The sequence below is a fragment of the Solibacillus isronensis genome (assembly GCF_023715405.1).
GTDB lineage: Bacteria > Bacillota > Bacilli > Bacillales_A > Planococcaceae > Solibacillus > Solibacillus isronensis_B.
Genome location: NZ_JAMBOC010000007.1, coordinates 39,621 through 63,243, shown reverse-complemented (window position 1 = coordinate 63,243; position 23,623 = coordinate 39,621). Strand labels below are relative to the sequence as shown.

Genomic DNA, 23,623 nt, shown 5'->3' with positions numbered 1-23,623 from the left:
CTCGAATAATAATATAATATTGGAGAAAACTTATGGAAAACCTTAATTTAATGCTTGAAAAAAACAGTCATTTGGAAAGCGAACGTCTTTTTTTACGTCCAATTTCAATTGAAGATACTGAAGATATGTATGAATACACAGCAGATGAAGAAACAACGAAATTCCTTTATCATGCACACAAAGATCTAGAACAAACGAAGAAAATGATTGAGAATTATTTTATGAAAGAACCTGCCGGGAAGTATGCGATCGTATTAAAAGAAAGCAATAAAATGATCGGTGCAATTGAATTCCGTGTTCATGAATGGAATAAAAGTGGCGAACTTGGCTTTACATTGAACCGCAGTTTCTGGGGAAAAGGCTATATATCAGAAGCCAGCAAAGTTGTACTGGATTTAGCCTTCAATACACTCGGCTTAGAACGAGTATTTGCGGAATCACACGTTCATAATGCGGCTTCCGCTAAAGTAATGCAGCGTTTAGGGATGATCCATGAAGGAACAATGCGAAAAAATCATATGATCAAAGGTACTCTAGTAGATAGTGTATATTACTCTATTTTAAAAGAGGAATTCCAACAGGCTTAACAAAAAACTCGATCATTACAAATAAAGCCCTTCATTCTGTTTTCAGAATGAAGGGCTTTTCAAATTCAATCGGTTCTTAAAGTTGCATTATTATTAGAACGGATTTGTATTCATTAATGTTGCGTTTTTAATATACATGCGGTTGTTCAGCTTCAATTGTGCGATAATATAGTCTGCAATATCTTCAGGGTGCATATATTGATCTCTTTTTTCATCAGGCACTAGGCTCAGTGCATCCGCCAAATCTGTTGCGATTGTACTTGGCGCTAATGCTGTTACACGAATATTATTGCGGCGCACTTCTGCTGCTAGCGACTCTGTTAAGCCGATGACACCGAATTTAGAAGCACTGTATGCACTTGATGTTGCCGCACCGTTTAAACCGTTTGTAGATGAAATATTAATAACATCACCTGCATTTTTTTCGATTAATTGCGGTACAATTGTGTGCGATACATAAAAAGTACCCATTACATTGATGTCGACAATTTCTTTAAATTCTGCCGGATCCATATCAACAAGCTTATCAAATTTCCCTACGCCCGCATTGTTAACTAAAATATCCGTTAAACCCAACTCTTCTTTTAGATGGGCAGCAGCCTTCTGTACTTGTTCTAAATTTGAAACATCCGCCACTGCATAGGCAGCTTTAACACCATGGCTTTCAATTTCTTTCGCCACGTTCTGTAGTGCTTCTTCTGAACGTGCAATGATCCCTACGTTCACACCCTCTTTTGCTAATGCTACTGCTACCGCTTTACCGATCCCGCGTGCAGCACCTGTTACAACTGCGACTTTACCTTGTAATGACTGACTCAATATTATCGTCTCCTTTAAACATTATTCCAATAAAATTTTAACATAGCGTACTTCCATCCGTCATATTTCGTGTTCGGACGATATAGAAAGTATTTTTAATTGTTGCGATCTGATAAATCTAAAATATTTTCAATTCGCCCTCTGTTATAACGTTGCGTTAATATAAATGGTAGATTGGCGAAGAGTGCGTAGATAATATTAATCCAGCCTGCCCAAACAGGGTTCCAGAGGAAAAATAGTGGCGCAGGTAAAATAAGCAGCCAATGCGTCATTTCAGCCCTTTTTGTTTCAGCGGCAAAGACGATCAGATTTTCCCGCTTCGTACCATGTAAATGGCTTTTATTGTAACTTTTCTTTGCAATCGAAGAGCCATCAATTAAGTGCTTTTTCCATTTCTTCACTAAAAATAACCGATTCCAGATTTCCCCGTGCTCCTCCCACTTTGCAATACGGAAAAATACAACATTCTTCAGAAAAAAGCGTAAAGGAATGTTGAAACAGAGCGCTGAAATTGATAAGTGAAGAACGAACCATGCCACTATGTTAACAACGAGAAGCCAAATTGCATTAATAACTGTCATACCTCTCTCCTATTACACTTTGATTTTTCTGCCTCTCCACATGACCGAATGCAAAACATGCGTACGGTATAATGAGTACAAAAATACGGATGTAAAAAATAAAACAAAAAAAGGATAAATCAAGAAAACAACGAGATGAAAATCCCCTACTCTTTTCGCAAGCAAATACAAATGCGCACCGTATAATATATAGACGACAATACTGCTGAAGAACGCTACAGAAGATTCCGTTAAAAAGGCGATGAAGGGAGCCATTGCGACCATAATAACACCAAAAATCCAAAGCTGTATGAGCAGCATGACAAATTTATGAGTGGATTGGGAAGCTGTCGCCAAATTTTTTGTCCAGCCTTCCATTAGTTGCTTCGGTCCCTCTTCATACATTCGCATATTTATAATCCCTTTTCCGGCATAATTGGTCACCGGTAAGTCTTTCGCTATAAAAACATTACTCAGCGCAAAGTCATCCATAATCGATTCTTCCGCAGCTTCATGGCCTCCCGTTGCAATGTAACTCTCATTATCACAAAGAATACATGGTCCAAATGATCCTGCCGTTGCAAACTTTTCTTTCCAAACAGTAAATACATTCATTCCTGTCAGCACAATAATATTAAATATTACCGAAAAATTTTCATATCGTTTTACAATTTGGTGATATGGCTGAATTGATAATATCCCTTTTCCTTCTTGCTTGCTAAAGCTGTTTACAATGCGCTCAAGGCTGTCTTCAGCAGCAAGCTGAACATCCGCATCCAAAAAAAGGAGCCATTCTCCTCTTGCAGATTGTGCCCCATACGCACAAGCATTGGATTTACCCGGGCTCATCTCGCCTACTTGTTTACATATTAAAACCTTCGCTCCGTATGACGATGCAACTTCAGCAGTATGATCCGAGGAACCATCATCGACTACAATTATTTCAAAACGCTTCCAACTTTGTTGCTGGAGTGATTTTAACAATGGCGGCAACCGAAGCGCTTCATTTCTGGCTGGTATGATGATCGACAATAAAGGTAATGGCGGATTCCCCTCTTTTGCTGGTGGTTTTCTTGTAGACCAAAACATCAGGACACCACATAATAAACCGAGTAAGGATAGTATTTGCACAACCAAATACAAAGTTTCCATTGATCATGTTCCTTCCATTTGCATTTGTCTTATAGCTAGTACTATTTACTTCTTCCTATCTTTTTCGATCAGTTTCTTCGCCACCTGTTGCCCGCTAAGCGTAACCATTGGCATACCGCCACCCGGATTAACAGTTCCCCCGACGAAATATAAATTATCATAGCGTTCACTTTGCTTCGGATGTTTAAATCCTTTATTTATTTTCTTATCGGATACAGTTCCGTAAATTGCCCCGCGGTCCGAAGAATACGTCCGTTCAATATCATGAGGTGTCCACATATCCTTTGTAACAATACTTTCTCTAAGATTGTCCAAACCCATATTTTCCAGCTTTATTAATACCTTTTCCGCAAACTCGGTATATTGCTGCCGAGTTAGAGGCTTATCTTGAAGGTGAGGAATATGTGGAAGGATTTTAAGGTTCTCATGACCCGGCAGTGCTTGTTTTGGATCTGTTTTATTCACGTTCACTAAATAAATGACAGGATCATCCGGAAGTTCATGCTTCTCAAAAATCAGATTCATTTGCTTTTTCATGTTTTTAGCGAAAAAGAAATTATGATGGGCCAGTTGAGGGTAGCTATTTTTAACCCCTAAATGTAAGACAAGGCCCGAGCTTGCTGGCTCAAATTTTTCATCTAATTTATCGGTATAACTTTCTTTTTCCTCAGTTAATTGTTTATATGTTGGGATAACTTCCATATTGGAAACAAAATAATCAGCAGACAGTTTCGTCCCATCATCTGTATAGGCTGCCGTAATAGTTCGTTTGTTTTTATCCAATTTCACGATCTTTTTCCCAAGATGGAAGGTTACACCAATATCTTCAGCTAACTTCACTAAAGCGTTTGCCAAATTGTGCATCCCACCAGACACATACCAGATTCCCTGGGCGTGCTGCATGTAAATCATCATATTCAGAACTGCCGGCGCATGATAAGCGGAAGATCCAACATATTTTACAATATAACTCAGCATATCCCGGAATTGCGGGTTCTTAATTCTTTTATCAATCGCATCAAACATAGTCGATGATAAATCAAATTTCCTCAATGATTGAAACGCACCATGAAATTGGATCACTTCCTTTAGATTATCTAACCCTTGATTAAAATAACCTTGCTCCGTTATCTCGTATAATCCCTTGGAATAGTCCAGTAATTTATTGTATTGTTTAATATCTTTTTTCGTTAGAGATGGATTCAAGTTTTCCATATCGTGCAGATTTTCATATAAATCGATTGTATTACCTTCCGGGAAAAATGAGCGCCACTGATGGCTCAATCGCTGAATCTTCACATAATCACTCATTTGTTTTCCGCTTTGTTGAAATAAAGTTTCGAATATATGAGGCATCGTTAGGATCGATGGCCCTAAATCAAAACCGAAACCATCCTGCTCTAAACGGTTCAACTTTCCGCCGAGATGATTGTTCTGTTCATATATGTCAACATCGTACCCTTTTTGCTGGAGTGAAATTGCTGCAGATAAACCGCCAAGCCCTCCGCCAATTACAACCACTTTTTTCTTACCGGACATAGTGTCTCCCCCTCTATTTGCCATTTATTTAAACTCTAATCTGCTCTAACCGTTCCCGGACAACAAAATTTCTTTTCGTTAAGCAGTCATATTGGTTTTCCCGAATCACATTTAAAATCAAGCGGTAAACATTTGCCGCCGTCATAAGCGGTACTTTACTATCGTTATCAAATTTCACAAGATGATTTGAAAATTCATCATATAAAGTTTCGGCTCGTACCGCCAAATGTTCCCAAAGAGTAATAAACGAGTCATCAATTATCTGTTGTTCCAGCTTTTCTTTACAATATCCGAAGCGTAACTGCTCCATTACCGGAAGATAAATGCGGTTCTTTTCATAAAAATCTTCGCCTATATCTCGTAAAATATTTGTAAGCTGCATCGCAATACCGAGTTTAACCGCAGTCTTTTTAAGATATTGATGATTTTCCGTTGCAATAATCGGAAGTAGCATCAAGCCGACAGAGCCAGCTACATAATAGCTATACTCTTCTAATTGTCGGAGTGTTTTTGGTGAGGAAAAATAAATATCCATCTCTTGTCCTGTCAATTGATCGTAGAAAGGCTGAATATCCATATCAAATGTATTAAATACATGCCGCAGCGCTCTCCATAATGGATGATTCCGTTCTTCATGGTGGCTGAAAAGATCGAGTTCATGGCGTAATTGATTTATAGCCGCGCTCTTAACCGCAATAATTGGATTTTCGTCCACACTATCGTCGGCTATTCTGCAAAAAGCGTAAATTGCATAGACAGCATATCTCTTTTCTGCCGGAAGTCCGGAAAATGCAAAATAAAAGCTTTTGGAATGCTTTTTAATAATATTTTCGCAGTATTTTAAATCCGAGTTCAATTGGTGCTGTATCATATCAATCTCCCCTTTTGTAAAATAGTTTAGTAGTCAAACTGAATCCCTTGATCATCTGATATGAGTTCCTGAGCAGCTATTTTCGCAGAAAGGAGAACGATTGGCACACCTGCACCTGGATGCGTACTACTGCCTGTAAAGTACAGGTTTTCACAATGGGTCGCTTTACTTTGCGGGCGCATATGATTACTCTGCCTCAACGTTGGCTGCAATCCGAATGTTGCGCCATTGTATGCATTAAACCGCTGTTTGAAATTCAATGGTGTTGTGTATGATTCCGAGACAATTTCTTCTTCCAGATTTTCAAACCCTTTTATTTTTTTCATTTCACGAATCAAATAATTACGGTAATATTGAATCGTTTCTTCATTCCATTCATACTTCGCTGTTGAAAGTTCGGATACCGGCAGCAGAACATAAATTGCTTCCTTCCCTTCCGGTGCCATCGACGGTTCAGCTTTTGACGGGATATGAATATAAAATGCGCCATCCTGAAGCTTTTTTCCTGAAAAAATATCATTTATATTTTTCTTCATCTCACTTTTGAAAACAAAATTATGCACTCCCTCTACTTGATCGTATTTGCGGTTAGTTCCTAAATAAAGGAGGAAGCAGGAGCAGGAATATTTCATCGCATCGATTTTCTCATCGGTATATTTCCCTTTCGCCTTTTTATCTTGAATGAGCTCTTTCATTGCATAAGGAAAGTCTGCGTTACACATAACGTAATCAGCCTCTTCCCTTCTGCCATTCACGTAAATTCCATTGGCATGGCCGTCCTCGATGGAAATTTTCTCGACGTCAGCATTGTAGTGGACCTTACCACCAAGTTCATAAAACAGTTTTTCCATCGATGTCGCCATTGTGTGCATGCCGCCTTTGATAAACCAAACTCCGTACAAAAATTCAATCATAGGAATAATCGAATACAGTGAAGGCCCGTTATATGGGGAGATGCCTATGTACAATGTTTGAAAACTAAGCATATTTTTAATTCGTTCATCTTTAATATATTTACCAATAAAATGATCGGCGCTGTCGAAGGTTTTTAATTTCAAAGTTTGTTTGATCATAAATGGATTGTAAAAGTCTTTAAATTTGCGGAAAGGCCGTTGGATAAAATAATTCTTTGCGACGATAAAACGTTTATATATTTCCTGTAAGTAATCCAAAAAACCTAGTGCATCATCAGGGTTTATACTTTCTAGTGTTTTCCATCATTTCGGTTAAGTCGGACGAGCCTTTATACGGGCGATCCATCTCGTCTTTAAAATAGACTTGAAACATCGGATCGAGCTTCTCCATTGGTATGTAATCGTCAGGGTCCCGGCCGCATAATTCGAAAATCTCCCTGTATAATTCAGGCATCATCACAATAGTTGGCCCCAAATCAAATTTAAAACCATCTTTTTCAATACGATGCATTTTTCCTCCCGGCATTGCTTCCTTTTCAAACAGTTCCACTTCGTAACCCGCTTGCTGTAGACGAATTGCACTTGCCATCCCTGCTACACCAGCTCCAATAACAATGACTTTTTTTTTCATATTTGCGCTCCCCTAATTAATTATTAAAATGACATTTGCCTTTCCTCATATATGTAGATTGATTGCTTTTCGTCAAACGTTATACATTAATATTAATGTTGTATAATCTTTGGTGACAATGGGTTTTCAAGTTTTTTACTTTTTCTCTAAAACGTTTACCCTTTTTCCCTACTTTCAATCCTAATTAATATGTAAATTTTTCGGATTTATTGTTCGAATTTTAAATTCCAATCCTTTTACAATCCCCATCAAATTTCATTAGCTTTGTATAATGTTTATAGAGGGCAATCCAGCATCACCCAAACAAAAAAGACACTAATTCAAATTGAATTGTGTCTCCGTTACTTATAGCTCTTTTATTTTAATCGTTCCACACCAAATTACTATTTAAGCTTCTGTACATGTAAAAACTATAGGCATTACATAACGCCGCTTATTACAGCGTTGCCTATACGCAATGTATTGTTTGAATATGTTCAATATTTACATACGTTCGTTTCTCTTTCGCTGTTTTCAGCTCCAGCATCTTGCCATTAATACTTTTTACTTTCCCTATATGATGAGTCTTCTCCCCCATATTTAACACAATCAGCTTATTTAATAGTATCGCCAGCTGCTTTTCGAAATTCGCTTCAAATCCCTCTTCTGCTTGTTTCCCGCTATATTCCGCCTCTGATAAACCATACGGCCGCTCATTAGGCGTATAAGGAATAATCCATTTTATATGGTTTATTGGAATATAGATCTTTTTATAAACAGGTGAAAAGAACACAAGATAATCATCCATTACTTCTAGAACCGTGCCATATAAGTACTTTTTATTGATAATGCATATTTCCTGGTTAATTCCCTTTGCCTCTTTTAGGATACTCTCAAATGTTAAATTCTTTTTATTATCATCCAAAGGAATAATTGGGGAATCGGAAGGCCCTGCAAATTCAGTATCTGGTGTATCGGCTACAATATATTCAATATGGCTGACGGGGATATAAACAAAATTTTCGCCGTTAAATAATACAATAATGTCGCTGCCGCTATCGAAAATAATACCTTTGAAAAGCTGATCTCCTATTAAACTGACTGTGACATATTCTTTCTGTTCTCCTTGCCATATGTGATACAAATTGCTTCCTCCTATCTACTGAACAAACAACATAATCCATAAATATAAACTAAATAAACTGACAAACAATCCAATTGGAATGACAAGGAATGTTACTTTCAAATATTTCCGCCAAGTCATTTTCACACCATACTTTTTAAGTTCGAACATCCAAATTAATGTGGCAAGTGTACCGATTGGTGTTAATAGTGCCCCTATATCGCTTCCGATTACACTGGCAAGATATGCAATCTGTACAATTAGAGGATCCAGTCCCATATCGACAATTGCCATTGTACTGAACATGACAGCCGGTAAATTATTTACTAAATTTGAAAGCACAGTTGTCAGCATTCCCATAATAATTGTTGCCTGTAAAGCATCCTGAGCTATGAACTCTCTCAATGAAGATACAATGAAGTCATTTAAACCGACATTTTTGAGCCCATAAACAAGGACATACATATTAAAGGCAAATAGAAATATTTGCCATGGTGTATTTCTTATCACATCTTTAATTCCAATGCGGATACGAATCCATCGATAAATAATGAGAATGGCAGCACCGAATAATCCGATAAATTCAAGCGAGATACCAAAAGGAGTGAGGGCAAAAAACGCAATTCGAGTTGTTATTATAATGAGTAAGCATACTTTGAACATCTTCCAGTCGATATCTTCCGGATTACCTGCCGGATCAAGAGGATGTGTATATAATTGAGTAGAATGGAGGTGTGCACGTTTAAAGGGAATCATGGTAGAAACTTTCGGTATATCCTTTTTGAAATATAAAAAAAGCAGCCAGGCGATAACAAAAATACCAATCATCGACGGGATAAACATCATGAGTACATAGTCATTTAAAGTGAGGCCAACAATTTTCAGTGCAATTAAGTTCGAAATATTACTAACTGCAATGGGGGCACTGGCAGCTGTAGCAATTAGAGCACCTGAAATTAAGTATGGATACATTTGATGCGGTTTAAATTTGAGTAGTTGGACTATACGAATGATGATTGGTGTAGTAATCAAAATACTGCCATCATTATTAAATAGCATTGTCATTAAAAAGCAGAGCAAATTTGTATAAATATAAAGCCTAATACCAGATCCTTTAGACCTGTTGACAATGTTGAATGCAATCCACTTGAAAAAGCCGATACTTTCCAAAACAATCGTCATCATAATGGTCGAAAGGATTGTAAGTGAAGGTCCACTGACGATGCCCATGATATCAAGAATGTCAGTCCACGATACAATACCCAGGATTAACACAATTGCCGCCCCGATAGTTGTTGGGACCGTTTCATTAACATTCATAGGTCTCCAAAGCATAAAGACAATCGTGAATGTAAAGATAATAAGCATCATGATGAGCGAGCTATCCCACATTAATATCCGCCGCCTCATTACTAATAAATTTCGATCTTACTGGTTCATGTGCGAATTCTTTCTCTAGTTCCAGTACTGGTTCGACTCCCGGCCCGTTGACTATTCTTTGTTCAATTGGAGCTGAAATATATAATTTATAAAATAAACCTCCCACTATTGTGAAGTAGAGGATTATAAATAAAATGAGCACCATTTCACCTCCTTCTTTTGGAATTTTGGTGCGAATATTAGTTTAATGAGTTTTAAGTGGCTAAGTACTGTATTACTTTCTTCTGTTCCCTGAGGACTTTGTATTCGTACTGCTTTTTGCTTCTTGACTTTGAGCTTCTTGGCCTTCTTCTTGGCTCTCTTCTTTTACACCGAAGCTGATATTTCGAATATGGAACATTGAAAGCTGGATAACTTCTTCTTTAGAGAAAATCGTTACGTAATCGTCTTCTACCTCATTTAAAATTCCCTCAAGTGATTCCGGGCCTCCGCGGTTTACCTTTACCCAACTATGTCTAAAATTCGAAATGACGGACTTGAAATCTTCGCCTTGGTAGTAACCCATATTTTCATTTCCTTCGAACCCTTTGTCTAGACTGCCTTTAGCATGAAGTGTAATACTCTTTACATGTTGCATTTTGTAGTAAACAACACCGTCATCTTTCGTGAATAGCACAAAATAATCCCCATCTACTGCCAGCAACATTCCAACGCGTGACTCTGGACCACCTCTGTCGATTTTTACAACTTTCCCGACAAGCGAAAGCATTAAGTCTCTGTTCATGATGTTATACTCCTCCTATTTTTAGCTTACTGAAATAATATGAATTGAATTTTTTAATAAAGAGGTAAAGCGCCCACTGTTTTAAAACTTTACATTAACGGCATTTAACCCGAGCGTACTAAATTGTCTTTTAGTAATGAAGTAACTATGAGGTTTAACGGGCTGAGCCTTTGTACTACAGGGCTGTTTAATAAGCATGCCTTTCCGGAAATAGGGGGTGGCAATCTTAAATAAAGGTAGTTTTTGCTGTTATTTTAAAACCAAAAATAACAACAAACACCTAACTGTGATTACTTAAATAAATTTCACTCCAATATCCTTTTCATAATTCAATCGCTATATATATTATGAAAACGTTGTGAAGAAGGTTAAAAAGAGGCATTTTATAATGAAGAGCAAACAACTTTAAAAATCGGGGGGGGCTGTACTTAAAAATTAATACAAAATAAAAAACCAATCCCATGCAGCTTTCGCTTTGTGGGATTGGTTTGGAATTAGTATAATTTCCAAGAAAAATATTGGTTAATCCTCAATAGGTTTTGGTGCGGGTGTAGTCACATTTGTTGGAATAACAACATGATCTGCAGTACCGTCTGAATTTTTCGCCTGAATTATATTACCAAAGTTATCGACAGTAAAGAAGTAGATTTTTTGTCCGCCACCAAATACATTTGTTGTATTGGAAGGTAATGTTAAATCCCAAATTCTGCTTCCGTCACGAGCTTCGTCCATAATATTTGTTCCAGCTATAGTCATACCTGTTATTTTTGTACCACGTTGTGCAGCTCTTCTTGCATCTTCAAAGGTTGGTGGAGTAGATGCATTACTATTCATTACTGCATAATAGAAGCGTTGTCCATTTTTAACTGGGATACTTGATTCTACTCTAATTTGAACAAAGTATTTTCCATAGTTCGTGACTTCTTTAATATTAACTGCAAGTGCTTCAGTCGGGTAAATATACTTACCAATCTTGGAAATATCGAATCGATTATGTCCTTTATAATCATATACATCAACCGAGTCATCCATTGTAACTGTTATTGTTTTATTAGCAGTTGTAACATCTTTTGCTTTAATTACTAAAGCAGATTGATTTGTTGTAGCTGGAGTTCCTTCAGTATAAGAAACAAAATCAAAATCAGCTTCTGATATACCGTCTCCTGTAATATTTAAAATTCCTTTCCAGTTGGAAGAATTTAAACTACTCTTATTAAAATTATTTACCGTATTTTGGCGCATTATTGTTTCATTGAATGTAATAGTAAATTTCAATTGATCAGCATCACTCGAATCTAACTTTTCTCTATAAATTAACGCTTCGTTCTCCGCTAAAACATACTCTTGATCGATCGGTTTAACCACATCATTTCGAGTAGAATCAATAATATGCGGTTTCACACCATCTGTATAAAAATTCTCAACAATTAGTTCGCCATTTGGTTGATCTGAAGAGGTTAACGGTTTGTCCTCATCTACTTTTCGAACAGTAAAGTTTCCGTATGCATCTTCCACACCGATTAAAAAATTGTATTCCATATGCGGGTCAAGGTTTTCAATTGTTACTGTAGGGTTTCCAACCTCATATTCTTTCGAAATATATTTTCCTGCTTTACTTCCAAAATCTTCAAAGTACTGCAAACGTGCAGCATTATTATAAGTATTAATATCATCAATAATATTTATATCTCTACGTACCGTATCTAGTTTGCCACTACCCGTATTGAAATAACTTTCTCCAGAAGAGTCTTTATTCCAAATATAATTGTTGTTATTTGGCGGCAAATCCTTCTTATATTTTGGAATTGCAGCAACATGAATTGTACCGCTTTCATCAGCATTAAATGTTATTAAAGCTGTTTTATTTTTATAACTATCATCACCTGTCACAGGTGGTTGAACTTTATAATTCGATGTTAAAGGTGGTTTCGTATCAGTAATTAATGTCTTTTGATCCCATACTGAGATTTTTCCTGAACGATCCTTCAGCAAAATATAAATGGCGTAATCTTTAAATTCACTAACTCCACTTGGTCTTGAAATAGGCGGTAACTTAATTTTACCTACTTCTGCCGGTCCTGAACCTTTAGCTAAATAATCATTTAAGCCATTTGATTGAAATGCCCCTGTTACTGTTCCAGAATCAAACTCATCGACAAAATCGCGTGGTGTAATATTAGAATTTTTATCAAAATATCCCTTCTCTAATATCATGTAATAGTAAGTACCAGCTTTATTAGTCGTTACATCAATTAAAAATTTGTTGTCTGTTGGTGAAGCTTCAACTTTATCGATCTTTAATTTTGGCGCTAATGCGTCAGTATGGTTATAAACCGCATAGTTACGTGGCGGGTTTCCTCCTGGAGCTGTTAGTGCACTTTCAAATTCATTTTCCGCTAAGTCTTTTACTCCTGGCAATATCGTCGCACGAATTGTATCCCCATTTACTAACGCTGTAACAGATGGAATTTTAATACGAATACGTTTATTCAAGTAAACTACTTCACTTGGTTTGATTTCCTTTTGACCTGTAATGTTGACAATACCGGTTCCTGATAATACGTAGTTATTAACATTTTCAGCACTTGCTTTATCTAACTCTTCACTGACTGAAATGTAAAAATAACCTTCATTTGAATTAGATGAACTTGCAGGCATTAATTCTGAATTAATAACATACGGATAAGTCGTATCCGGTGCTTCTGTCTTCAACGTAATCTTCGGTGCAGGGTTGCGCATTTTATTGCCCGATTTATCAACCATCACCGCATAAATTTCATACTCTGTATTTGGCTTAATATCACCAATCGCCGGAGTTGCACCATATTTAGTTTCGGTAATGACGATATCATCAGGTTTTGTAATAGTCCCTTTTCCTGTATAGCGCTTCATAATTTCATCGACAGTCGGATCCGGCATCGTAACTGGAGACTTTTCACGAATATAATAGTAGTATTCGCCCGGCTCGGTAATTCCCTTAATGACAAATTGCACGCGCTTTCCGCCGTACATCGTTTTGCCTTTATCGAGGCGGAATGTCGGTGGTCGGTTATCGATTGTCGAGAATTCCTGTTCCTCCTTCTCCGAAACATTGTCCGCATCATCAATGACAATCGCATAAATCACATAGTCCGTCATCGTTTCCAGGCCGGATACCGTAAATTTCACAGGCTCGTCCATTACGAGGGGCCCATTTCCGTTGTATTTTGTACCACCTGTTTTAATCTCGCTGATTGTTGGCGCTTTTTCATTGGCCTTTTTAATGACATAGTAGTACGTTCCATCTTCATCGGCTGTTAATGTCACATCGGCTGTTGATCCGCCGGCTGCCACATCCAGTTGTGTAATGGTTGGAGACGTAACGTCAGTAACAATGGTATTTTCCACCGGATCACGATCAACCGCTTTTCCGTTTTCATCCTCTACATAGCCAATGTTCGGGTCATCCGTTTTATAATCGTCAAACACATCATTTACGGTTTTATTGTTCGGAATGATCGCTTTAGAAATATAGGCATGTGTGCCAAGATTCGTAAAGCCGTTGCTTGATGTAATGTAATAATAATCATATGTGCTGTCTGTATTCAGGTGCACATTTTTCAATGTGTTTTTATACATGTATTGAATATCATGAACGCCATAAATAGAAACATTGTAGTCCGTATCGATATACATCGCGTTCGGGCTTGCATACAGTTCCACATTTGCTACATTTCCTTGTACTGTCAGGCGGTCGATATCATAGTTAGCCTTTAAAAATGTACGGTCAGCAGTTACATACAATTGACGAATATCCGCGTTTTCAAAGTCCACGTACTTCTTAACGTTTGCCATACGTTCTGTGTATTTTTGCAGGTGCTCCGGTTTTGTCGGGTCCGGCTTGTTCTGTAAATTCTCGTTTTCACTAGGGTTGAGGAAATCTTCATTTTTCGGATCTGTAGGTGTTCCCCAATCGATAAACGATGCGAAGTTTCCTATACTTGCAATACGCACATTCTCTAGTGCACCAAGCGAACGTCTTGGTGCTTCCGCAACTTCTACACGTCCGGTAAAATTAATATTTTTGAAGCGCACATAGCTTCCATGAACGACAAGCTCCCCTGCAAACGAAGAATAGCCCCCATCAAGCGCCAGTAAACGTGAGGAAGTTCCGCTCGCATTGATCGTCAGCTTCGAAATGTTTTGAAGGGTCTTTCCTGAATAGCTTCCTTCAATGTAAGCACCTTTTAATACATTTTGATTTCCCGCATTAATAATACTGCGTAAATGGGATGCCACCGTGTACGCGACACCGTTTATGTATATTTGATTCCCTACAATATCCCCGACTGTATAAACAGGATTGCCGCGGTCCGCTTTTTCTGCACGCCAAATAAATGTCGCCATCTGCCCGCGTGTTACGGTATTAAAAGGATCAAATGAAACAGGTGTTTTTCCTTTTGTAACATTCAGATCGTAAAGTGTCTGTATGAAATGCGCATTGGCATTTTTATTTGAAACGTCCTTGAAACCGTGATTAAGTTTTGTAGAAATGCCAAACTTGAAGCCAAGCGTTATAATTTTTGCCATTTGTCCGCGTGTAATCGGCTCTTTTGGTTTAAAGGTTTTATCTGAATAGCCATTAATGACACCCGCCTCTGCCAATGCGGCGATGTAACGGTAGTTCGGGTTATTCACCGTCACGTCTTTAAAGCCGGGGTTTTTTGGATTTGTTATATTTACATCAATCGTCAGTGCCAGCATTTTTGCGGCATCTTCACGAGTAATTGCTGCATTTGGTTTAAATGTACCGTTTGAATAGCCTGTTGCAATTTTACGGTTGGCTAAATCAATAATCGGTTCATAATAATCCGCATTTGGATTTAAATCACTGAAAGAATAGGCATTTGCCTGGTGGGGCATTGCGACTAGCACACCACTTGTCGCCAAAACCGTTGCAACCGCTGCCTTTGAAAGTTTTTGTGCTTTTTTCGAGTCCATGTTAGAAAATCCCTCCCTTTTGAAATGTCGTAACATGTTCAATCTAGTAAAAACTTCTGTTGTTTATATCGGCTAACGGTGCGCAAAACTGTATGAAATTTATGGAGTTTTTCATTTTAATTCTGGATTTTTAAATTTGGACAAAAAAAGGAACGACATTGCTCTGACCTTGAAAGTCATAAAGCAAAATCGTTCTATAAATAAATAGCCAACCATCCATACTTTACCCTAGCTAAAAACTTTCTAATCTTTAATAGGGTTTCTATACTTAGTTAATATTCACTAAAATTACATTTTATTCCTTACCGTGATTATTTTTTTCAAAAAATAGATAGCAAACTACGTCTGGTTGTTTTTCCTATATTTCTGCACAATTTGCTTATTTTCGCACTATAATTTTCAGAGTATTTAAAATATAATAGATAATAGAGAATTAGAAAATAAGGGGACTCTTTTTCTTATATTTACATTTTATTAAAATTGTTGGCATATTTAGCTTTTTAAAGCTCTCATTTTGGGTTGGTTCTACTTTTCACTCAGAACTTTCCACTTTGTCATCAATACTTTCTACTTTTACTTAATTTGATTCAACTTTTACGCCAAAAGTATCTACTTTCCGGCAAAGGGTTTCTACTTTCCACACTTAACATTCAATATTTCTTACAAAAACAACTGTTCAACACATAAGGGGGATGGGTATGACTATTTTAAATGGGTTAAAAGTTTTGGATTTTTCTTCTCTATTGCCTGGACCGCTTGCGTCCATGATGTTTGCGGATCTCGGGGCAGATGTGATTCATGTGGAGTCAGAGCGCCGTGTTGATTTAATGCGGATTATGCCGCCGTATGATGAGGACAAGGAATCTTACTTCCATCAGCATTTAAACCGTTCAAAAAAATCTTTGCAGCTAAATTTAAAGTCTGCGGAGAGCATTGAAATTATTAAAAAGCTTATACAAGATTACGACATTGTCATTGAAGGGTTCCGTCCTGGTGTGATGAAGCGCCTAGGAATCGACTATGAAACATTGCGCGAATACAATCCGCGCCTCATTTACTGTGCAATTACAGGCTATGGGCAAACCGGACCATATGCAACGCGGCCAGGCCATGATAATAACTACTTATCAATTGGCGGAGTGCTCAATCATTCCCGTTTAAAGGATAAAAAACCTGTGGCTATGGGCATTCAAATAGCGGATATTGCAGGCGGGACAATGCATGCTGCTATCGGAATTTTAGCGGCTGCTCTTAACCGTGAAAAAACCGGTGAAGGGAAATTTATCGATGTTTCGATGACCGATGCGATGTTTTCGATGAATGCTTTATATGGGACGCAATATCTCGGAAGCGGCCGTCCACCTCAGCCGGAAGATGAAATTTTAAATGGTGGAACATTTTATGATTACTACCGGACGAAAGACGGTCGTTACTTTTCAGTCGGTAGCCTGGAGCCACAATTCCGCAAACTCCTATGTGAAGCGCTTGGCATTCCGGAACTGATCGACAGCACATTTAATGACTCCTACTATACACAGCAACGTTTTAAAGAAGCAGTTACTGATGCATTTTGCTCGAAAACATTTGATCAATGGCTTGAAATTTTCAATGAAGATTTCCATGGATGTGTGGAGCCGGTTCTTACATTTGACGAAGCTTGCGAACACCCGCAAATCAAAGCACGGAATATGCTTGTAGATGTTCAGAAACCGGACGGATCCTCGCAGCGCCAAATTGGAACAGCCTTGAAAATAAGCGGTGCTGAACCGACTTACAAACATGTCGGGGCAAAAATAGGTGAACATACCGAGGAAATTTTAACTGCTTACGGCTATACAAAAGAGCAAATTGAACAGCTAACAAACGATGGCGTATTACAATAAAACAAAGGTGAAGCATGCATAGGCATTGCTTCACCTTTTCATTATTAGCATAGTACAACACGGCGCTCAATAAACTGGCGCAAATATTGGAAATGATGCGGTATGAGCAAATATTTCTTATAGACTGCCAATAGTTTCTCCACTATCAGGTCTTCTTCTGCCCAAAATAGTATTTTCAACAAATTGCAAATATGCTGTGATGTCATTTCTGCTATACAAAAATAATCGCTGTTTTTGTTTAAATATTGCTGTTGCCAAATAATGATCGATTCCCGGATATTTTGTGGAGAACCATCAACGAATAGTGCAATATCGCGTTGAACAGTTGCCTCGATCATATGCAGAATCATTTCCGTTTCATCGGCATGAAGGAGCTGAAATATGGCTGCACATGACGCAAGCTCATAATTTTTCAACAGCTCTATCCCAAGCTCAAACTGCTCTTCTTTAACAACACTATTAATCAGTTCATAAAAGACATGCTCCAAGTAGTTTTTCCGGTAATCTTTCACAAGTGTATCGGGCTGCGGGTTCATGCTGCTCAATACATCCGCATATTCAACAACAAGTTCAATCGCATGATTATTTATCCGCTCTTCCTCAATTAAATACATTCCTTGAAGTAAAATACTCCGATAATCTCTTTTATAAACCGCTTCCTGGAACAACATATAGCCAAGCAATGTTTGCTCTTTCGTATTCAATGCAAACTTTCCGGTAGACCAATTTTCGAGTAATGCCTGAATGCATTTTCGAAGCTTTAGCATATGGCGTCGCCCGCTTGTAAAATGTGTGCGGACATTTAATAGGTGCAGCTGCTTTACTTCATCTGATTTAGGATTTTCATAATCAATCTTTTGTACGAGCTTATGGATGATTGTCGCAATCCGATTTGCCGTCAATTGACCGGCTAGCAAAGCTTTAAAATCTTTCATTATATCAACAGGTCTCGTAATCTTCATTAAAGGGACCTGTAAAAACAGTGAATAAATCTTTTTTGCCCCAATTATGTTCCAGTACTTCTCATTTGTACTGTAAATTGGCTGCACCAAAAAAAGATTGTTCACTTTGTACACATAAATCTTCTTAAGCTCTGTTTGTATATGTGTTACTGGGACCGGCTTTGAAAAAATATATTCAATCAGCTGGTCAAATGTCACTTCCCCCTGTGTATGTAAAAATGAAAATAACACTTTTCTGTTTTGCTGCTTGGCAAAAAACTGCTCCATTTTTTCATTCACTGTATTCGTCTCATTAACTGAATTATTAATAAATAATTCTAATCTTCCCCAATAGTTTTTGATTAACTGAAAGCAAAACTTCTCTGCACGCTCCTGCTCCAACAAAAATTCATTGCTTTGTATAGGTGCGCCCCAAATCGCAGTTTGTTTTACAAATAGAAACTTTTCTTCCAAAGCTTGCTCTAGCTTTTCCCCTATTTGTCCATTCGTCTGTTGAAAGAGCTGCTCATCAAATGAAAGCAACAACAAAGATCCCTCCATTTTTTCCACCTTATTTCTATACAAAAATATACCAAAAAATAAATGTGTATGTAACATTTTTAATTTTTTAACTTTCCTTCAAGCTGATTCCACAAAAAAAGCATATCGTTTCATTTGCAGCAATTTGTATGAAATATTGCTTAAAACATACGTACTGACAATAGAAATCGATATGCATCATAACTATTCGTTATGCAAAATAGAGGTCACGATAATTTTTGATGGATTGGCCTGCACTGGTTTGCTTTTTGTTGCACGGTCATAAAAAACGAACAGCATCTTTCCTTCCAAATCTTTCTGATCCACGCGCTTTCCAGTCAAATCGACTATTTCTGTTTTTTCACTGACATGGAGTTTAAGCTTCAGCTGATCACAGTAAAGTTGCCGGTCAAATGCACCGACACATACTTCGCCATCTTTATCAAACTGATCAAAAATGATCAATAGTGGTGTTGTATGCGGCGGGGAAACCATCGGCAAAGGATTTCTGGAATCAATAAAGGCAATAATTTTCGCCTTAACAGGAATGGCAGATGCCCCAATTTGGTACCCGTCCTTTGTCATTAAAGGCGTTTTTGATGTAATTTGGAATATGACTTTCTTATTGCCGTCTTTTTCACTTATTGCTTCAATAATACCAATACCTGACTGAACGCTAATCGAGATGACAAGAGCTTCTATCTTCTTGATCAATGGCTGCATCGCTTCATCCCCTCTACTTTTCTAGTAATTTCCTATTTCCCGAAAAATAAAGAACAAAAACTTATCTAATTAACTATGATATTACTGCTTTTAACAATTGATCAACTGTATTCAGTCATATTGACGCTTAACTGTTTTAAACAGTCGTGCTTTTTTCAAAAGTGTTTTTGGCATTTGAACTGTAGCAGTCACAACACCCGGATGTCTTCCTATTTCAATTCCACCGGTAATGGTTGCACGGTTTCTCACTTCTTCCACTGTCAGTTCAAATAACTTTGCCGTGCGCTCGAGTGCATTTTCTGTAGCCACATTTAAGTTAATCCCTGTTCCTACAATCGATAACGGGAAACTTTCCTCAACCTGCTTCACACCAAATTCCTCTGCCAAATCACGAGCAATGCGCTTTTCTTCTTTCGTAAAAGGTTTTGCGGTATAAGGCAAATCTTCAACATTCGGCAGCAAGATAGGACCGTCCAAATTTACTTTTTTCAGTACACTTACCTGTAGCTGTACAATACCCGATACATCAGTCGTATGTCCGGCAATTTCACCATCGCCCTGCATTGCATGCATATCCCCTACATATACACCCCCACCAGGAACCTTTACAGGACAAATGACAACTGCCCCTTCGCGCACACGGTTAATATCCATATGTCCATCTGTACGGTGGATATTCAGCTCGTCTTCGGTCATTGTAAATTCATGTGGCGCTCCAATTAGAAATGTTCCGAAATCACCAGCATTATGAGAATCCGGCATCGCTTTTGACGGCGTTGTCCCAAGCTGTCCAACAAACGGACGCATTCTTGCTAGTACCCCGATCAGGTCACTCGGCGCGAATGAAGTAATCGGATTTTGAATCGAATTTTCCGGAGTTCTCATATAATTTTTGCTGTCTTGGGCAATCCGGCGAGCAGCTTCTTTTCCGACCGTCAATCCGACATTCCCTTTTGAATTAAATGCCATCGTATAGCCGTTGGAAATTTTAAATGGTGTTGTATCCGTCCCGCATGTCATACATTTTACCGACTCCTGACCGATTCCTTGTACAATTGTCGGCGGATGTAGCTTCCCGCACCCCGGACATTTCACCTTTACGAAAGGATCCCCGATAAAGCGTTCATTTTGTGCTTCGTCTGTTCCCGAAGAAGTCGCAATCGATGTAACTTGAATCGATTTAATTTGAATAACGATTGCATCCCCGACTTCCGCCCCTTCCACATATACGGGCTTTGTTACTTCGTGCCCCCCGCGAATCGTCGGTGTAATCATTGGGCCCCAACAACCAGGTGCTGTATTGGCAATGATTGTACCCCCATCTTTTAAAGGTCCTAACATTGGTGCATTCGGATTTAACACACCATCTGTAAATTCATTGACGAAAATTGTTTCGGCAGCCTGAATAACTGGTTTATCCCGGTATACCGACTCTCCTGTTAATTGTCCATTCACTGTTGTTAGTTCATTTACCATTAGAACCCCTCTTTTCCTTCAATTTTAAGTAAATTCAGTAAATTTAAAACCTATCTTCATTATACAAACTTTTTACACTATAAGTTGGATTTGACTCCTTATAAAAGCAAAACTTTTATCTATCTTATATAATGTGAACAACTAGTAGATTATGCAAAAGTGGAATGGGAGGATGACTCTTTTATGAATCAAAAAAAGACGGAAATCCTTTGGCGTGAGGAAAAATACAATGTGATGTTTTATAGCCAAAATCATTACAATGTAATTCGTCAGGCGATGAAAAATAAAGCCTCTTATGAAGAAATTTCAGCGCTGATCGAACAGGCATTAAGCTTAACACCAACAAAAGGCAGCATGCGCAATGCTTGCCAACATATGTGGGGTTATTTTAAAAAGGTTGCAACCGAAGAAGAGAAAAAACAGTATGAACAATTGATACAAACAACAAACTTCAGTGAACTATTAACCTTTTTAAAAGGACTGGCTGAGAAATACGAAGTAACGTATTTATTGGAAAGTCGGGTATTGAAGCGTTAAAAAAGAAAGAGAATCAATGAGGACAAAAAATCCCCTTAAATGTTTTAAGGGGATTACCATTTAATATTTATAGGACTGCCCGCCGTCGATTGGAATAACCGCTGCGTTAATGAAGTCCGCTTCGTTAGATAGCAGGAATGCTACTAAATAACCGACTTCTTCCGGCTTACCGAAACGTCTCATCGGATTTGGCTTTACAAACTCCTTGCCGACTTCCTCCCAGTTATCGCCACCCATTTGGCGCAGTGATCCTTCTACCATTGGCGTCATAATCGCACCCGGGGCAATTGCTTTAATCGAAATTCCGTATTGGCCGTATTCAATCGCCGAGTTACGCGTTAACCCGACAACACCATGTTTACTAGCCGCATAGCCTGACTGGTTTCCGACACCGCGGATTCCGCCAACCGAAGCTGTATTGACAATCGAGCCGTATCCTTGCTCCTTCATCACTTTCAGCACATATTTCATACCATAGAAGACACCGTTCAAATTGACGGATATGACTTTATGAAATTCCTCAATACCGTAATCTCCAGTTAAGTTTTGTTTCCCTTCAATTCCCGCATTGTTAAAGAAACCATCAATTTTGCTGAATTTCTCAACCGTTTGATTCACAAAATTTTCAACTTCACTTTCTGTAGCTACGTTTGCTGTCACTAACAATGTTTCAGCATTTGGTGCTACTTCAAGCACTTTTTTCTTCGTTTCATCCAGTCCTGCCTGATTTAAATCAACGAGTACAAGCTTTGCGCCTTCCTTTGCAAGCTGCAATGTGGCAGCTTGTCCTAATCCAGAACCTGCACCGGTAACAATTATAACTTTTCCTTCAAAACGATTCATGAGTTGTCCTCCTTTGTAATGAAAAGCTCACCATCAGCATACAGTATTTTCTGTTTGAGTAAAATTTATAGCTCCTAAAAAATTTATTATTTCGAAAATTCATACATTATTTTAAAATAATATTAATCATATAGATTCTGCATCACAAAATAAGGCATGGACCCGATATCAATTCGGATCCATGCCTATTAAAATTCTTTTCCTAATTAAAAAGCTCAAATAGTAAGGCTGTTCGTTTATTGAATTCATCCAAATTGATAGCGGCATCTACTGCTTCACGAACTTTCCTTTCTTGTTCTGCGTATTTCGCTGCAAATTGTTTTGCATCTGCCATCGTCGCTTTGTACTTTTCTACGATTGCTTCTATATTCTTTTCCTCTACTTCTGTCGGATGACAATGCTGGGCAATATCGAAAATTTCATCACCAGGGCGATTTCCATCAGGGAAATACACGTGCGGCTCCGTACTGTCAAAAATACAGAATTTCAATTCAGGTATAATGACCATATCGATCGAATTGGAATCCAGTCCGCACCAAACGAGTTGTACATCAAAGCCTCTGCTTATCGCTTCATTTGCTAATTTCTTCATCATCGAAGATTTTCCTGTTCCGGGATACCCTTTAATAAATAATCTCTTTTCAAGGTTTTGCGTAATGCTTTGTACTGTGTCCTGCGCTCCTGTTGGGGTTAATGTTCCGAGTAAGCGATGTGTAAGCTGGCCGGATTTCTGCCGATTCGTTTCGCCAAACAGTTCGTTCGTCAACTCCGCAAACTGCTGATCCAACCCGCTCCATTCCATTTGCCTTCTCGTTTCCACTTCCCAGTCATCATGAATGTGAATAGCATTGGAAAGCTTGGCAAAGCACTGCTCATAGTAGGCTTGTTTCGATTCGTTTACCGAAGTCAAATTTTCACTCAATGCAATGTGTTGTTCATTCAAACAGTCATAAAGGGAAATGACATGATCCCGTACCCCTGGCAGTACCGGTTCTATTGACGGGTTTGTCGCTTGAACAATTAGTATACGATGAGGGGCTTGAATATAAACTGCTTCGACCGTATTTTCAAATAAAGGATCATAGAAAAACTCAATGTGTGCACCTTTTTCATAGTAGTGCAACCCGATTTTCTGCAGCAACTCCGAAACTCTGAAACCGTGCGCTCCTTTTAGTAAATATACAGCTTGCGCTTCATCCATCAGCTCTTTATAAATATTTTTAATGCCCTGCCCTGTCATTGCCTGGCCGAAGAAATGTTTAATTGTCGTGCTAATAATGTCATCCTTCCATAACCTTGTTAACTTTATTTTTATGTTAACCAGCTAAAAAAGTTGCCATATACTGTTTTGTTCATTACAT

The 23,623-nt window shown here is 38.2% G+C and carries 19 protein-coding genes; 3 read left to right on the top strand and 16 right to left on the bottom strand.

Features of this window, described 5'->3' with window-relative positions; translation table 11 throughout:
* The first annotated feature begins 32 nt into the window (after positions 1-32).
* Positions 33-587, top strand: a complete 555-nt coding sequence (locus M3166_RS17820; protein WP_251691444.1) for a GNAT family N-acetyltransferase — start codon at positions 33-35, stop codon at positions 585-587.
* Between the two features lie 93 nt (positions 588-680).
* Here the strand turns inward: M3166_RS17820 and M3166_RS17815 are convergent, their stop codons facing one another.
* The 11 genes from M3166_RS17815 to M3166_RS17765 all read right to left on the bottom strand — a co-directional run bounded on the left by M3166_RS17815 (position 681) and on the right by M3166_RS17765 (position 15,319).
* On the bottom strand, positions 681-1,406 hold the full coding sequence (locus M3166_RS17815) for a 3-ketoacyl-ACP reductase (protein WP_251691442.1): 726 nt from the start codon (positions 1,404-1,406) through the stop codon (positions 681-683).
* Between the two features lie 95 nt (positions 1,407-1,501).
* Entirely contained in the window at positions 1,502-1,987 is a 486-nt protein-coding gene (locus M3166_RS17810) for a glycosyl-4,4'-diaponeurosporenoate acyltransferase (RefSeq protein WP_251691439.1), read from the bottom strand.
* Between the two features lie 12 nt (positions 1,988-1,999).
* Positions 2,000-3,118: a glycosyltransferase gene (locus tag M3166_RS17805; RefSeq protein WP_251691437.1), complete on the bottom strand. Its 1,119-nt coding sequence runs from the start codon at positions 3,116-3,118 to the stop codon at positions 2,000-2,002.
* A gap of 45 nt (positions 3,119-3,163) precedes the next feature.
* A complete protein-coding gene (locus M3166_RS17800; RefSeq protein WP_251691435.1) occupies positions 3,164-4,657 on the bottom strand; it encodes a phytoene desaturase family protein in 1,494 nt (497 codons plus the stop codon).
* 28 nt (positions 4,658-4,685) lie between these two features.
* The gene (locus M3166_RS17795; RefSeq protein ID WP_251691433.1) at positions 4,686-5,528 is read right to left on the bottom strand and encodes a phytoene/squalene synthase family protein; all 843 of its coding nucleotides are present in this window, start codon (positions 5,526-5,528) and stop codon (positions 4,686-4,688) included.
* 26 nt (positions 5,529-5,554) lie between these two features.
* On the bottom strand, positions 5,555-6,700 hold the full coding sequence (locus M3166_RS17790) for a phytoene desaturase family protein (RefSeq protein WP_251691431.1): 1,146 nt from the start codon (positions 6,698-6,700) through the stop codon (positions 5,555-5,557).
* A 16-nt stretch (positions 6,701-6,716) separates the two neighbouring features.
* Entirely contained in the window at positions 6,717-7,073 is a 357-nt protein-coding gene (locus M3166_RS17785) for a phytoene desaturase family protein (protein WP_251691429.1), read from the bottom strand.
* A gap of 448 nt (positions 7,074-7,521) precedes the next feature.
* On the bottom strand, positions 7,522-8,196 hold the full coding sequence (locus M3166_RS17780) for a DUF6897 domain-containing protein (protein ID WP_251691427.1): 675 nt from the start codon (positions 8,194-8,196) through the stop codon (positions 7,522-7,524).
* Between the two features lie 15 nt (positions 8,197-8,211).
* Positions 8,212-9,567 carry an arsenic transporter gene (locus tag M3166_RS17775; RefSeq protein WP_251691425.1) on the bottom strand — a complete coding sequence of 452 codons (1,356 nt, stop codon included), beginning with the start codon at positions 9,565-9,567 and terminating at the stop codon, positions 8,212-8,214.
* Positions 9,568-9,829: 262 nt separating this feature from the next.
* On the bottom strand, positions 9,830-10,339 hold the full coding sequence (locus M3166_RS17770; protein ID WP_251691423.1) for a hypothetical protein: 510 nt from the start codon (positions 10,337-10,339) through the stop codon (positions 9,830-9,832).
* A 522-nt stretch (positions 10,340-10,861) separates the two neighbouring features.
* Entirely contained in the window at positions 10,862-15,319 is a 4,458-nt protein-coding gene (locus tag M3166_RS17765) for an S-layer homology domain-containing protein (protein ID WP_251691421.1), read from the bottom strand.
* Between the two features lie 698 nt (positions 15,320-16,017).
* Here M3166_RS17765 and M3166_RS17760 point away from each other — a divergent pair.
* Entirely contained in the window at positions 16,018-17,202 is a 1,185-nt protein-coding gene (locus M3166_RS17760; RefSeq protein ID WP_251691419.1) for a CaiB/BaiF CoA transferase family protein, read from the top strand.
* 44 nt (positions 17,203-17,246) lie between these two features.
* Here M3166_RS17760 and M3166_RS17755 read toward each other — a convergent pair whose 3' ends face one another.
* The 3 genes from M3166_RS17755 to M3166_RS17745 form a co-directional block, all read right to left on the bottom strand.
* Complete coding sequence (locus M3166_RS17755) at positions 17,247-18,704, bottom strand: Fe-S-cluster redox enzyme (RefSeq protein WP_251691417.1); 1,458 nt, start codon at positions 18,702-18,704, stop codon at positions 17,247-17,249.
* Positions 18,705-18,887: 183 nt separating this feature from the next.
* Complete coding sequence (locus M3166_RS17750) at positions 18,888-19,406, bottom strand: hypothetical protein (protein ID WP_079523257.1); 519 nt, start codon at positions 19,404-19,406, stop codon at positions 18,888-18,890.
* Positions 19,407-19,517: 111 nt separating this feature from the next.
* Positions 19,518-20,813, bottom strand: a complete 1,296-nt coding sequence (locus M3166_RS17745) for an acetamidase/formamidase family protein (RefSeq protein ID WP_435368096.1) — start codon at positions 20,811-20,813, stop codon at positions 19,518-19,520.
* 252 nt (positions 20,814-21,065) lie between these two features.
* Here M3166_RS17745 and M3166_RS17740 point away from each other — a divergent pair, with 252 nt between their 5' ends.
* Positions 21,066-21,419: a YbgA family protein gene (locus tag M3166_RS17740; RefSeq protein ID WP_251691414.1), complete on the top strand. Its 354-nt coding sequence runs from the start codon at positions 21,066-21,068 to the stop codon at positions 21,417-21,419.
* A 60-nt stretch (positions 21,420-21,479) separates the two neighbouring features.
* Here M3166_RS17740 and M3166_RS17735 read toward each other — a convergent pair whose 3' ends face one another.
* Positions 21,480-22,262 carry an SDR family oxidoreductase gene (locus tag M3166_RS17735; RefSeq protein ID WP_079523254.1) on the bottom strand — a complete coding sequence of 261 codons (783 nt, stop codon included), beginning with the start codon at positions 22,260-22,262 and terminating at the stop codon, positions 21,480-21,482.
* A gap of 202 nt (positions 22,263-22,464) precedes the next feature.
* A complete protein-coding gene (locus M3166_RS17730) occupies positions 22,465-23,502 on the bottom strand; it encodes a nucleotide kinase (RefSeq protein ID WP_251691412.1) in 1,038 nt (345 codons plus the stop codon).
* Positions 23,503-23,623 lie beyond the last annotated feature (121 nt).

Coding starts and splice junctions, on each gene's coding strand:
- M3166_RS17820 (WP_251691444.1), top strand. CDS start 33: ATGGAAAACCTTAATTTAATGCTTGAAAAAAACAGTCATTTGGAAAGC.
- M3166_RS17810 (WP_251691439.1), bottom strand. CDS start 1,987: ATGACAGTTATTAATGCAATTTGGCTTCTCGTTGTTAACATAGTGGCA.
- M3166_RS17805 (WP_251691437.1), bottom strand. CDS start 3,118: ATGGAAACTTTGTATTTGGTTGTGCAAATACTATCCTTACTCGGTTTA.
- M3166_RS17800 (WP_251691435.1), bottom strand. CDS start 4,657: ATGTCCGGTAAGAAAAAAGTGGTTGTAATTGGCGGAGGGCTTGGCGGT.
- M3166_RS17795 (WP_251691433.1), bottom strand. CDS start 5,528: ATGATACAGCACCAATTGAACTCGGATTTAAAATACTGCGAAAATATT.
- M3166_RS17785 (WP_251691429.1), bottom strand. CDS start 7,073: ATGAAAAAAAAAGTCATTGTTATTGGAGCTGGTGTAGCAGGGATGGCA.
- M3166_RS17775 (WP_251691425.1), bottom strand. CDS start 9,567: ATGTGGGATAGCTCGCTCATCATGATGCTTATTATCTTTACATTCACG.
- M3166_RS17770 (WP_251691423.1), bottom strand. CDS start 10,339: ATGAACAGAGACTTAATGCTTTCGCTTGTCGGGAAAGTTGTAAAAATC.
- M3166_RS17765 (WP_251691421.1), bottom strand. CDS start 15,319: ATGGACTCGAAAAAAGCACAAAAACTTTCAAAGGCAGCGGTTGCAACG.
- M3166_RS17760 (WP_251691419.1), top strand. CDS start 16,018: ATGACTATTTTAAATGGGTTAAAAGTTTTGGATTTTTCTTCTCTATTG.
- M3166_RS17755 (WP_251691417.1), bottom strand. CDS start 18,704: ATGGAGGGATCTTTGTTGTTGCTTTCATTTGATGAGCAGCTCTTTCAA.
- M3166_RS17750 (WP_079523257.1), bottom strand. CDS start 19,406: ATGCAGCCATTGATCAAGAAGATAGAAGCTCTTGTCATCTCGATTAGC.
- M3166_RS17740 (WP_251691414.1), top strand. CDS start 21,066: ATGAATCAAAAAAAGACGGAAATCCTTTGGCGTGAGGAAAAATACAAT.
- M3166_RS17735 (WP_079523254.1), bottom strand. CDS start 22,262: ATGAATCGTTTTGAAGGAAAAGTTATAATTGTTACCGGTGCAGGTTCT.
- M3166_RS17730 (WP_251691412.1), bottom strand. CDS start 23,502: ATGACAGGGCAGGGCATTAAAAATATTTATAAAGAGCTGATGGATGAA.